The sequence below is a fragment of the Agrobacterium sp. SUL3 genome, from assembly GCF_001263295.1.
GTDB lineage: Bacteria > Pseudomonadota > Alphaproteobacteria > Rhizobiales > Rhizobiaceae > Agrobacterium > Agrobacterium tomkonis.
Window position 1 is genome coordinate 173,592 of record NZ_KQ414501.1, and the last position, 12,949, is coordinate 186,540.

A 12,949-nucleotide genomic window follows, 5' to 3' on the forward strand; every position below is an offset into this window, starting at 1 on the left:
AAATCCGCATCACAGGAGCAGGGCATGACAGATATTTCGATGATCGAGGCGGCGCGTCAGCGCATCGGCAACCAGGCGGTGCGGACACCGCTGCTGTCATCACCGTTTCTGGATGAGATTGCGGGCCGAAAACTGTTTGTGAAGGCCGAGTGCCTGCAAAGGACGGGTTCCTTCAAGTTTCGCGGCGGCTGGTCAGCCGTCTCCGGTCTGCCTGCCGAGGTGCGCGCTAAGGGCGTGCTCGCTTTTTCTTCGGGTAACCACGCGCAGGGCGTGGCGCTTGCCGCCCGCCTGCATGGTGTTCCCGCCGTCATCATCATGCCCTCCGATGCGCCGAAGATCAAAATCGACAATACACGCGCCTATGGTGCGGAGGTGGTGCTTTATGACCGGGCGAACGAGGATCGAGACGCCATCGGCGACCGACTGTCGCGCGACCGTGGGCTGACACTGATCAGACCTTACGACGAACCCCTGGTCATCGCCGGGCAGGGCACGGTGGGGCTGGAGATCGCTGAACAGGGCGCGGAGCTGGGGATCGGCGCGGCAGAGGTTCTGGTGCCCTGCGGTGGAGGCGGTCTCACCTCGGGCATATCGCTCGCGCTTGCCGCGAAAGCACCGAACTACAAGGTCAGGACTTCAGAACCGGAGCGGTTCGACGACGTGGCGCGCTCCCTTGCCGCGGGTAAGATAGAGCGTAATGCAACGGCCTCGGGTTCGATCTGCGACGCGATCGTTACGCCGCAACCCGGCAACATCACCTTCCCGATCATGGCCGGGCTTTGCGGAAAAGGCATTGCCGTGACCGATGAGGAAGCGCTGCGGGCCACGGTCCTCGCCTTCAACCGGCTGAAGGTCGTTGTTGAGCCCGGCGGCGCGGTGGCTCTTGCCGCGGCGCTTTTCCATGGTGGTGAACTGGAAAGTGAAACGGTGATTGCGGTTGCGTCCGGCGGCAATGTCGATCCCGGGATCATGGCGGATGCGCTGGCTCGCTTTGGCTGAGGCGGCAGGCGTAGATTAATCCCTGAGCCGTGCCGCAATGTCTGCGGCAATCGCCAGTGAGGCGGTCAGGCCGGGGCTTTCTATGCCAAAAAGATTGACGAGGCCGGCAAGTCCGTGGGTTTCCGGCCCGTCGATGCGAAAATCCATGGCGGGTTCGTCGGGTCCGGAAATCTTTGGCCGTATGCCGGAATAGGCTGGGATCAAGGCATCGTCCGGAAGGCCCGGCCAATAACGCCGTATAGCATCGCTGAAACCCTCCATGCGGCGGGGATTGACGGCGTAATCGATGGTTTCGACCCATTCCACGTCAGGGCCGAACCGAGCCTGACCGGCGAGATCGAGCGTGAGGTGCACGCCGAGGCCGTGGGTGTGCGGTGCGGGATAGATGAGCCGCGAAAACGGCGACTTGCCTTTCAACGAAAAATAGCTGCCTTTGGCGAAGCGCGCCTGAGGGATGACTTGTGCCGGCAGGCCCTCGATCTTTTTTGCCACCATCGGCGCGATGAGGCCGGCGGAATTGATGAGCAGGCGGCATGTCAGGCTCATCGGCTCCTTGCCGCCGACATCAACACGGAACCCCCCGCTGATTGCCTGCGCCCTTTCGAAAGGTGCGTTCAAGGCAAGGGCCGCGCCATGGTCTTCCGCCTCACCGAGCAAGGCCAGCATATAGCCGTGGCTGTCGATGATGCCGGTCGAAGGTGAGAGCAGGGCTGCCCTGCAGGCAAGAGCGGGCTCAAGCGAAAGCGCCTGCCGTTCATCGATCGGCTCCAGGTCGTCGCAGCCGTTGGCCTCACCCTTGTGCTTGAGCCCGGCCAGTACGGTCATTTCAGCGTCATCGGCCGCCGCGATAATTTTGCCGCAGCGGCGATGCGAAACACCGTGGCTCTGGCAGAAGGCATAGAGCCGCGCCTTGCCCTCCACGCAGAGCCGGGCCTTGAGGCTTCCGGCCGGATAATAAAGCCCGGCGTGAATGACCTCGCTGTTGCGGGAAGAGGTCGCGGAGCCGAATTCTTTTTCGCTCTCCAGGATGATGACAGAGAGGCCGCGCATCGACAGTTCACGGGCTGCCGCCAGCCCGATCACTCCTGCCCCGATGATGATGGCGTCGATATCCATCATGTCTCCCTGTCCGCAGATAGTCCATTTGAACGAACGCCGCCGCGCCGCGCCAATATTCCGCGATGGGTAGATTGATGCTTGTCGGGAGGCAAGTGGCGACCCCTATTTTTCCCAATTGGCGCTTCTTATGGAATTTTATCTCTACTGGAACGGTAGGGGATGAAGCTATTCTGTGGGTGAGATTAACCATCGCCCGCTTGACGGGCCAGACAGGGAAGGGAGCGCACGATGTCTTATTCCAAAGCAGGAAAAGTAAAAGACTTTGTCTCGCAGCCCCAGTCACCACGCAACTGGAGAGATTCGGTGCATGCGGCTCTTGTCGGCGTCTGTGTGGCGTTTGTCGCCGCCGTCATATTCGGTCTCGTTCCCTGATCCTCCCGTCTTTTCCATCAGGGTATTTGAGAACAAAAGGCCGGTCGCTCCTCCGATCGGCCTTTTTCATGCGCATTCACGCCTTCAGATAATCCTCGGCCAGATTGACCCAGAAGGCGGTTCCGATCGGCAGGATGTCGTCGTTGAAGTCGAATTTCGGGTGGTGCAGCGGTGGGTCGTTGTCGGTGCGCGCAGTGCCAAGGAAGAAATAACAGCCCGGCCGTTTTTCCAGCATATAAGCAAAATCCTCCGCGCCCATCGAGGGGCGCTGCATCTCGGCCACTTTTTCAGCGCCGGCAAAACGGCGAGCGAGATCGGCGACATAGTCCGTCTCCGCCTTGTGGTTGATGGTTGCGTTATAGCCGCGCTCGTACTCGATGGTGACGCTCATGCCATAGCTTGCGGCCTGGCCTTCGGCTATCGCCCGAATGCGCTTTTCCAGTTCATCGCGCACGCCCGCATCGAAGGAGCGGATGGTGAGCAGCATCTCCGCCGTTTCGGGAATGACGTTGCTGGCAACACCGGCATGGAACGCGCCCACGGTGACGACGGCCGACAGTTGCGGATGGATGTTGCGGGACACGACCGTTTGCAGCGCCATGATGATGCTCGCACCGGCAACGATGGGGTCGGCGGCATCCTGCGGTTCGGCGCCGTGGCCGCCATAACCGTTGACGATGATCTTGCACTCATCGACGGCGGCAAGGATCGGTCCGTCGCGCAGCACGAATTGCCCGAAAGGCACGCCGGGATCGTTATGCAGGGCAAAAACCGCGTCGCAGGGGAAGCGGTCAAACAGGCCGTCCTCGATCATGATGCGGGCGCCGCCGAAATTTTCTTCTGCCGGCTGGAAGATAAGATGCAGCGTTCCATCGAAATTCCGGCGTTCGGCAATGATCCTTGCCGCACCCAGCAGCATGGCGGTGTGGCCGTCATGGCCGCAGGCATGCATAACGCCCTGATTGGCACTGGCATATGCCGCCCCGGTCTCCTCGTGGATCGGCAGGGCGTCGATATCGGCACGAATGCCGAGCGTGCGGGTGCTGTCGCCATTGCGAAGCGTCGCGACGATGCCGGTGCCGGCAAGCCCCCGTGTCACCTCATAGCCCATTTCCACCAGCTTCCCGGCAATGAAATCCGACGTCTTGAATTCGGAAAGGCCGATTTCGGGATGGCGGTGCAGGTGATGGCGGATCGCCACCACATCCGGCATGTGGTTGGCAAAGGAGGTGACGTTGGCGGTCTGTCTGGTCATTTTCGAAGTCCCGGTTTACGCCGCTTTTTTCCGGCGCCTTTTAGCAAGGACATAGCAGCATATGTCTCCGCGCGTAAGAGGCGTTCCGGCACCCGAAATGCCCTGAAATTCAGCGCTTGCATCGTGCCGCGACAGGTGGCATGGAACTATTGACGTCCTGGGGCATTAGCTCCTTTCGGATGTGGCGCGGGCCTTCTCGGTTTCGTGTTGCCTTTCAGGTTGTCAACGGGGGACTATCGGGCGTTGCGCGAACAATTTTCGCCGTTGAGGAGTGTGCGAAATCCGGTCGGAACGGCTTTGCCGGGCCGCGGGACGAGATTTTCCTGTCGCCGGAAATCGCCTGTTCGCACTGATCACTCGCCTTGCAAATATTTCGGAAAAATTGTGCCACCCGATGTGGCGACGACGGATATCCTTCATCGGATGATACGATCCGCCCGACGGTCGGTCCGGTTCACCGAAGGTTCAGGATAAGTCATAAATATAGCGTGGCCTGATTTTCGTGTGTGCTTCCGCCACGGACGAATGCCGGTCAAGTCGAACAAGTATCCCTTAAGTTCAGAATACGAGCCCGATGTCATTTCATATCACCCCGACCGCCGCCGCCCGTGATTCCGAGACGAAGCAGATTGATCACAATGATTCGATCCGCGCGTCCTATATGACGATTGAGGAACTGCATGATGCGGGCGCCGCGCTTTCCCGCGATGGTGCCGATGGTCTTCCTGGTTTCATGGAATTCGATTTCTTCGAGCGCCATCGTGAGAACGAGAAGGAAATCCTTAGGGTCTACCGCACGACGGCCGTCGATGCGGAGAATGGTGCGACGATCACGCCAGCGGCGGAATGGCTGCTCGACAATCACTACGTCATCGAAGAAGCAATCCAGGAAGTGCGCCGCGATTTTCCGCGCAAGTTCTATCGCCAGCTTCCGACGATGACGGTGGGCGGGGTGACGATCCCGCGGGTCATGGCGCTCGGCTGGCTTTATGTCGCCCATACCCACAGCACGGTTTCGCGCGAGAACATGACGGCGCTGGTGGATGGCTACCAGACCTCGAAGACGCTGCAGATCGGCGAATTGTGGGCGCTGCCTTCCATCATTCGTTTTGTCCTCATCGAAAATCTGCGCCGTATCTCCATCCGCGTCGAGCGTTCGCGCCGTATGCGCCAGAAGGCGAATGAGGTCGTCGACGAGATCATCCGGCTGAATGATGCAGAAGCGTCGGCTGTGCTGCTCAAGCAGGTCGATTCGCTGGTCGATGATCCGACTTTCGCGACGCAGTTCCTTTATCGTCTCCGCAACGGCTCGCAGACCTCCGGTTTTGCGGTTGCGTGGCTGGAAGAGCGCCTGCATGCCGCCGGCACCGATGCCGAAAACGTCATGATGTCGGAACATAATCGTCTGGCCTCCGGCAATGTGACGATGGGCAATATCGTCAAGAGCCTGCGCGAAATCGACGATACCGAATGGTCGGTGTGGTTCGAGGAAGTCAGCCATATCGACAAGGTCCTGCGCGAGGAGACCGATTACGAAGTTCTCGATTTCGGTTCCCGCAACACCTATCGCAACACGATGGAGCTTCTGGCTCGCCGTTCTCCCAAGACCGAAGTTGAGGTTGCGCGCGCCGCCGTGGAAATGGCGCGCTCCGATATACCTGCCGGCGCGGATGAAAATCATCGCGTCAATGTCGGCTCCGTGCTTGTCGGCCAGCGCCGGTTCGAGCTTGAAAAGGCACTGGGTTACCGGCCGCTGGTGTCGCAGCATATCGTCCGCTCGATGCGCAAGTTCAACTGGCTGGCAATCGCCGCGCCGGTGCTTCTGATCACCGCGATTGCCATGCTGGCGGTCGGCTGGTTCCTCGCGGAAGCGGGCATGCCCTGGTATGTCGTCACCGCCTTCCTGCTGATGTTCGCATTGCCGGCCTCCGAAGGGGCGACCGGTCTCTTCAACACGCTCGTCACCTTCTTCGTGAAGCCGTTCCGGCTGGTCGGATACGAGTTTAAGAACGGCATTCCGCAGGATGCCCGCACGCTCGTCGCCGTGCCCTGCATGCTCACCAGCCGCGACAGCGTCGACGAGATGATGCGCAATATCGAGGTGCACTATCTCGCCAATCCGCATGGCGAGATTTATTTCTCGCTCGTCAGCGACTGGCGCGATGCGCAATATGAGCAATCCGATGAGGATCTCGAAATCCTCGACTATGCCAAGCGCGAGCTTGCGGCACTGAACAGCCGTTATGCCTTTGACGGCAAGACGCGCTTTTACCTGCTGCACCGCCGCCGCATCTACAATTCGGCCGAAGGCTGCTGGATGGGCTGGGAGCGCAAGCGCGGCAAGCTGCATGAATTGAACATGCTGCTGCGCGGCGACAAGGATACGACTTTCCTGGGCGGCGCCAATGTTGTGCCGGAGGGCGTGAAATACGTCATGACGCTGGATGCCGATACGCGCCTGATGCGCGATGCGGTGACCAAGCTCGTCGGCAAGATGCATCACCCGATCAACCGTCCGGTGATCGATCCGGTATCCGGACGGGTTGTCGAAGGTTACGGTCTGCTGCAGCCGCGCGTTACACCCTCGCTCACCACCGGCAAGGACGCCTCCGTCTTCCAGCGCGTCTTCTCTATCAATCGCGGTATCGATCCTTACGTCTTCACCGTTTCCGACGTCTATCAGGACCTGACCTCCGAAGGCACCTTCACTGGCAAGGGTCTTTATGATGTGGATGCCTTCGAGGCGGCGCTGAAGGGCCGGATCGAGGAGAACTCAATCCTCAGCCACGATCTGCTCGAAGGCTCCTTTGCGCGCTGCGCACTGGTGACCGACGTGGAGCTGGTGGAGGACTTCCCGACCCGCTACGAGGTGGAAGTGTCGCGCCAGCATCGCTGGGCGCGTGGCGACTGGCAGCTTCTGCCCTTTATCCTCGATCGTGCCCGTGGGGTTACCGCTATCGGCCGTTGGAAGATGGTCGATAACCTGCGTCGCTCGCTGACCCCGATCGCCTGGTTCTTCGCGTCGATCCTCGGCTGGTATTTCATGGACCCGCTCGGTGCGCTGATCTGGCAGATCCTGCTGATCTTCTCGCTGTTCGTGGCGCCTACGCTTTCCCTGCTATCCGGCCTCGTGCCGCGCTCTACCGATATTGTGCCGCAGGCGCATTTTCATACCATCTGGTCGGAAATTCGCGCGACCAATGCGCAGGTTGCGCTGCGCATAGTCTTCATCGCCGATGCTGCATGCATGATGACGGATGCGATTGCCCGCTCGCTTTACCGTCTGCTTGTCAGCCACAAGCTGATGCTGGAATGGCGTACCGCCGCCAGCATGCAGTCGAGTGCCCAGGGCAGCATCGTCGATTATTATCGACAGATGTGGCATGCGCCCGTGGTGGCGATGCTCGGCCTGCTGTTTGCGGCGCTGCCGGGCGACAACGCCTTCCTGATCGGCATTCCCTTCACGCTTCTCTGGGTTCTGTCTCCGGCAGTCGCCTGGTATGTCAGCCAGTCGGCTGAAACCGAAGACCGGCTGTTCGTTTCGGAACATGTCTCATTCGAGCTTCGCAAGATCGCGCGTCGCACATGGCGTTATTACGAAGCCTTCGTGACGCCGCAGGAAAACCACCTGCCGCCTGATAACTTCCAGGAAACACCGGAGCCGATCGTCGCTTCGCGCACATCGCCCACCAATATTGGTGTTTATCTGCTTTCGATTATTTCGGCGCGTCAGTTCGGCTGGATCAGCTTCGCCGATACGCTGGAGCGGATCGAGAATACGATCCAGACCGTCGAAAAGATGGAGAAGCATCGCGGCCATCTCTACAACTGGTATCATACCGACACCCTGCAGACGCTTGGACCGCGCTATGTTTCGGCGGTGGACAGCGGCAACCTTGCCGGTCACCTGATCGCGGTTTCGTCCGCCTGCCGCCAATGGGCGGAGGCGCCGTCCGCACATCTTCAGGGCAATCTGGACGGCATCGGCGATCTTGCCGGCATTCTGCGCGAAACGCTGAAGGCGCTGCCCGATGACCGCAAGAACCTGCGACCGCTGCATCGCCGTCTTGAAGAGCGCATCATCGGCTTCTCGAACGCTCTCGCCTCCGTCAAGCGCGAGCATGAATTCGCCTCGATCCGCGTCATCAATCTCGCGGTTCTTGCGCGCGATATCCAGAAACTCGCAACCAATGTCGATCACGAGGTGAAATCCGCACAGAGCGCGGAAGTGACACGCTGGGCGCAATTGCTCGTCGATTGCTGCGAAGCGCATATTTCCGACAGCGCCATTGACCTCACCAATATGGAGCCGCTGCGCCAGCGCCTCGCATCGCTGCGCGACCGCAGCCGCAATCTCGCCTTCTCGATGGACTTCACGTTCCTCTATCGTAAGGATCGCCGTCTTCTGTCGATAGGTTATCGCGTCGAAAGCAAGGAGCTGGATGAGGCCTGCTACGACCTTCTGGCTTCCGAATGCCGCCTGACGAGCCTCTTCGCCATCGCCAAGGGCGATCTGCCGACCGAGCACTGGTACCGTCTCGGCCGCCAGGTCGTGCCGATCGGCGCGCAGGGTGCGCTGGTCTCCTGGTCCGGCTCGATGTTCGAATATCTGATGCCGCCGCTCGTCATGCAGGAGCGTCAGGGGGGTATTCTCAACCAGACCAACAATCTGATCGTCAAGGAACAGATGAACCATGGCCGCCGTCTCGGCACGCCGTGGGGCATTTCCGAAGCGGCGTTCAACGCCCGCGATCATAACATGAACTATCAGTACACCAATTTCGGTGTGCCGACGCTTGGCCTCAAGCGTGGCCTTGGCCAGAATGCGGTGATCGCGCCTTATGCGTCGATCCTCGCCAGCCAGTACGATCCCGATGGTGCGCTCGAAAACCTCGACAAGCTGCGCAAGCTTGGCGCGCTTGGCCAATACGGTTTCCACGATGCGGTGGACTTCACGCCGACGCGTGTGCCTGACGGCAAGGTCTGCGCGGTGGTCTACAACTATTATGCCCACCACCACGGCATGTCGATTGCGGCTGTCGCCAACGTCGCCTTTGATGGCGTGCTGCGTGAATTGTTCCACTCCGATCCGGTGATCGAGGCCGCCGAACTGCTGCTGCAGGAAAAGGCACCGCGCGAAGTGCCTGTTATGAGCGCCAAATACGAGCCGGAAACACCCGGCAAGGAACAGGCCGACCTGTTGCGTGCGGAAGTGCGTTCCATCGCCGATCCTGCGGTGCGCGACCGCGAAGTGGTGTTCCTCTCGAACGGCCATTATTCGACGATGCTCACCTCCACGGGTGCGGGTTATTCGAAATGGAATGGGCAGGCGATTTCCCGCTGGAAGGCCGACCCGACAGAAGATCGCTGGGGCACCTTCATCTTCCTGCGCGACACCACCAATGGACAATGGTGGAGTGCGACGGCCGAACCGCGCGTCGTCGAAGGTGAAAAGACCAAGACGATTTTCACCGACGACAAGGCGGAGTTCCACAAGACAACAGGCGATCTGCAGAGCGTGGTTGAGTGCATCGTCGCCACCGAGCATGATGCCGAAGGCCGCCGTATCACCCTGCTGAACGTCGGTTCCGAGGATCGCTACATTGAAGTGACCTCCTATATGGAGCCGGTCATCGCGTCTGAAGATGATGACAACGCCCATCCGCTGTTCTCGCGCATGTTCGTGCAGACGGAGATCGGTCGACGCGGTGACGTCATCCGCGCCTGGCGCAACCGCCGCAGCCCGAACGAGCCGGGCACCGTCATCGCGCATCTGGCCGCCGACAATGCCGGCCCATCGCGCCCGACGGAATTCGAGACGGATCGCGCCAAGTTCATCGGTCGCGGCCGGTCCCTGCGGGAAGCGGCGGCTTTCGATATGGGTGCGACGCTTTCCAACACGGATGGTTTCACTCTTGATCCTATCCTGTCGCTGCGCCGCACCGTGCGTGTGCCGGCGGGCAAGAAGGTGAGCGTGATCTTCTGGACGATCGCCGCGCCGAGCCGCGAGGAAGTCGACAAGGCGATCGACCGCTACCGTCATCCGGATGCTTTCGCGCATGAACTCGTGCATGCCTGGACGCGTACGCAGGTGCAGATGCGCCATGTGGGCGTCACCTCGCAGCAGGCGGCCGCCTTCCAGCATCTCGGTCGTTATCTGACCTATCCGGACATGCATCTGCGTGCGGATTCGGAAACGCTGAAAACGGGTCTCGCCTCGCAGCGCGCCCTGTGGCCGCTTGCCATTTCCGGCGATTTCCCGATCTTCAGCCTGCGTATCAATGACGATATGGACATGGATATCGCCCGTGAGGCGCTGAGCGCCCATGAATACCTGCGTTCACGCGGCGTGATCTTCGATCTGGTCATCGTCAATGAGCGGGCCGCGTCCTATGCCCAGGATATGCAGCATGCGCTGGATCATATTTCCGAGGCGCAGCGCCGCATCAATCCTGCGGACGGCGGTCGTCCGCACGTCTTCTCCGTGCGTCGCGACCTGATGGACGAAGAGACCTGGAGCGCGCTTCTCGCCGCCTCCCGCGTTGTTCTTCACGTGCGCAACGGCAAGATTGTTGACCAGATCAACCGCGCTGTATCGCTGTTTGCGGCCCATCGCGGCCCTGACGGTACGAGTGACGTTGCGCAGGCGCGTCTGCCTGTGCCGGCCTTCCCCGTCGCGGAGCCGGTCGAGGATGCGGGCGATCTCGATTTCTGGAACGGTTTTGGCGGCTTCGCCAAGGGCGGCCAGGAATATGTGGTGCGCCTCAATGGCGGGCAATCGACGCCGCATCCGTGGATCAACGTCGTCTCGAACGAGAGTTTCGGCTTCCATATTTCGGCCGAAGGCGCCGGTTTCAGCTGGAGCCGCAATTCGCGCGACTATCAGCTGACGCCATGGAGCAACGATCCGGTCATCAACCGGCCGGGTGAGGCCTTCTATGTCGCCGATGTGGAAACAGGAAAGCTCTATACGCCCTGCGCCGCGCTGTCGCGCGATCCCGAAGCCATGTTCGAAACCCGCCATGGTCTCGGATATTCCGTGCTGACCGGTGTAGCGGATACGCTCGAAGTCGAGCTGACACAGACCGTTGATCGCGAAAAACCGGTCAAGTTCTCGCAGGTCATCGTTCGCAACAAGGGCTCGAAAAGCCGCCGCCTGAAGGTCTATGCCTATGTGGAATGGGTGCTTGGCAATAACGGCCAGAAATCCGCGCCGTTCATTCTGAGCAGGCACGATGCTGCCAGCAACGCGATTTTCGCGTCGAACCCCTACAGCATCGACTATAGCGCCCGCACGTCCTTCCTGACGCTCGACACCGAGGCGAGCGGTTTCACCACCAGCCGCCGGGAATTCATCGGTCGCTTCGGTTCCGCGCAGGCGCCGCAGGGCATCGTGTCCGGCGCCGCACTCAGCGGCAGCACCGAGGTTGATGGCGATCCCTGTGCCGCGCTGATGCAGGAAATCCACCTGAAGCCCGGCGAAGAACGGCATATGACCTTCATTCTCGGCGATGCCGACAATGCGGAAGAGGCCGAAGCGCTGGTGAAAGATGCACGCCAGGCCGACTTCCAGACGGTGCTGGACGAGAGCAAGGCGTTCTGGACTGGTTTTACCGGCCAGTTGCAGGTTTCCACGCCCGATGCCGGCTTCAACCATATGGTCAATAACTGGCTGCCCTATCAGGCGCTGGCGTGCCGCATTCTGGCGCGCACCGCCTTTTACCAGTCGAGCGGCGCCTTCGGTTTCCGCGACCAGTTGCAGGATACGCTGGCCTTCCTGCTCTACCAGCCGGATCTCGCCCGCAAGCAGATCCTGCGTGCGGCTGGCCGCCAGTTCCCGGAAGGTGACGTGCAGCACTGGTGGTTGCCGCTGACGGGTGCAGGTGTCCGCACAACCATTTCGGACGACGTCGTCTGGCTGGCTTATGCGATCAACCAGTATGTCTCGGCCACCGGCGATGTCGCCATCCTCGATGACAGCATTCCCTTCCTGAAAGGCCCGGCATTGATGCCCGGCCAGCATGACGCTTTCTTCCAGCCGGAGACGAGCGACAGGTCCGTCACGCTTTACGAACATGCGGCGCTGGCGCTTGATCTCGCCATTCATCGCACCGGTGAAAACGGTCTGCCGCTGATCCTCGGCGGTGACTGGAACGACGGCATGAACCGTGTCGGCGTCGGCGGCAAGGGCACCAGCGTCTGGCTAGGCTGGTTCCTGGCCGGGGCTTTGCGCGATTTCATCGAGATCGCCGAAAAGCGTGGCGATACAGATCGTGTCGGCAAGTGGGCGGCGCACCGTGAAAAGCTGCGCAATGTTCTCGAAACAGCCGGCTGGGACGGGAATTATTATCGTCGCGGTTACTTCGATGACGGCACACCGCTCGGTTCTGCCAGCAGCGAGGAATGCCGGATCGATTCGCTCGGCCAGAGCTGGAGCGTTCTCTCCGGTGAGGGCGAGGAAGGTCGGTCGCGGCAGGCAATGGATGCCGTGATGGAGCATCTGGTCGATGAAAAGACCGGCATCATCCGGCTGTTCACGCCGCCCTTCTCTCGTGCGCCACATGATCCGGGCTACATCAAGGGATATCCGCCGGGTGTGCGCGAAAACGGCGGGCAATATACCCATGCGGCGACCTGGGTGGTTCTTGCCCTTGCGAAGCAGGGTAGGGCGCAGGAGGCCTGGAACTGCTTCAAGCTGCTTAACCCGGTCAATCATGCACTCGATGCGGCGGCGTCGGAAACGTATCGGGTCGAGCCCTATGTGGTGACCGCCGATGTTTACGGTGAGGGCGCTTATGCGGGTCGTGGCGGCTGGAGCTGGTATACGGGTTCCGCCGGCTGGCTTTACCGTGCTGCGGTCGAGGGTATTCTCGGTATCACCCGTACTGACGGCAAGCTGCATATTTCGCCGTCGCTACCGGAAGACTGGAGCGGTTTCTCGGTGAAGATCACGCTCGACGGGAAGGCAAGGAACATCGCCGTTGATCGTAGGGCCGGCACGGCGGAAGTTTCCGTATCCGTCGATGGCAAGGCTCTCCCGGCAGGTGATCGGGTGATCCCCTTCGACTGAGACGATCAGGTCTCTGTTCGCTTTAAAGTCAGGCTCCTGTGGTGACGCAGGGGCCCGAATTTTTTAGGGCCTACTTGCCTCTGATTCAGCATATTGGCCGCATCATAACCCGGAAGCCCAGTCTCCTTGGTAGC

Annotated in this window: 5 protein-coding genes; 3 read left to right on the forward strand and 2 right to left on the reverse strand. The window is 60.6% G+C overall.

What is annotated here, in order from left to right; all coding sequences use genetic code 11:
• Positions 1-24 precede the first annotated feature (24 nt).
• Positions 25-999: a threonine ammonia-lyase gene (locus tag AKG12_RS10190; protein ID WP_052818705.1), complete on the forward strand. Its 975-nt coding sequence runs from the start codon at positions 25-27 to the stop codon at positions 997-999.
• Between the two features lie 15 nt (positions 1,000-1,014).
• Here the strand turns inward: AKG12_RS10190 and AKG12_RS10195 are convergent, their stop codons facing one another.
• Complete coding sequence (locus tag AKG12_RS10195; RefSeq protein ID WP_052818706.1) at positions 1,015-2,118, reverse strand: NAD(P)/FAD-dependent oxidoreductase; 1,104 nt, start codon at positions 2,116-2,118, stop codon at positions 1,015-1,017.
• A gap of 228 nt (positions 2,119-2,346) precedes the next feature.
• Here AKG12_RS10195 and AKG12_RS10200 point away from each other — a divergent pair, with 228 nt between their 5' ends.
• Positions 2,347-2,490: a hypothetical protein gene (locus AKG12_RS10200; protein ID WP_003492573.1), complete on the forward strand. Its 144-nt coding sequence runs from the start codon at positions 2,347-2,349 to the stop codon at positions 2,488-2,490.
• Positions 2,491-2,566: 76 nt separating this feature from the next.
• On the opposite strand, the gene AKG12_RS10205 is transcribed toward AKG12_RS10200, so the two are convergent.
• On the reverse strand, positions 2,567-3,745 hold the full coding sequence (locus tag AKG12_RS10205; RefSeq protein ID WP_052818707.1) for a M20 aminoacylase family protein: 1,179 nt from the start codon (positions 3,743-3,745) through the stop codon (positions 2,567-2,569).
• A 574-nt stretch (positions 3,746-4,319) separates the two neighbouring features.
• Here AKG12_RS10205 and AKG12_RS10210 point away from each other — a divergent pair.
• A complete protein-coding gene (locus AKG12_RS10210; protein ID WP_052818708.1) occupies positions 4,320-12,815 on the forward strand; it encodes a GH36-type glycosyl hydrolase domain-containing protein in 8,496 nt (2,831 codons plus the stop codon).
• Positions 12,816-12,949: the final 134 nt, after the last annotated feature.

What these genes read in the sequence shown, in the direction of transcription:
- AKG12_RS10190 (WP_052818705.1), top strand. Translation starts at nt 25, where the DNA reads ATGACAGATATTTCGATGATCGAGGCGGCGCGTCAGCGCATCGGCAAC.
- AKG12_RS10195 (WP_052818706.1), bottom strand. Translation starts at nt 2,118, where the DNA reads ATGATGGATATCGACGCCATCATCATCGGGGCAGGAGTGATCGGGCTG.
- AKG12_RS10200 (WP_003492573.1), top strand. Translation starts at nt 2,347, where the DNA reads ATGTCTTATTCCAAAGCAGGAAAAGTAAAAGACTTTGTCTCGCAGCCC.
- AKG12_RS10205 (WP_052818707.1), bottom strand. Translation starts at nt 3,745, where the DNA reads ATGACCAGACAGACCGCCAACGTCACCTCCTTTGCCAACCACATGCCG.
- AKG12_RS10210 (WP_052818708.1), top strand. Translation starts at nt 4,320, where the DNA reads ATGTCATTTCATATCACCCCGACCGCCGCCGCCCGTGATTCCGAGACG.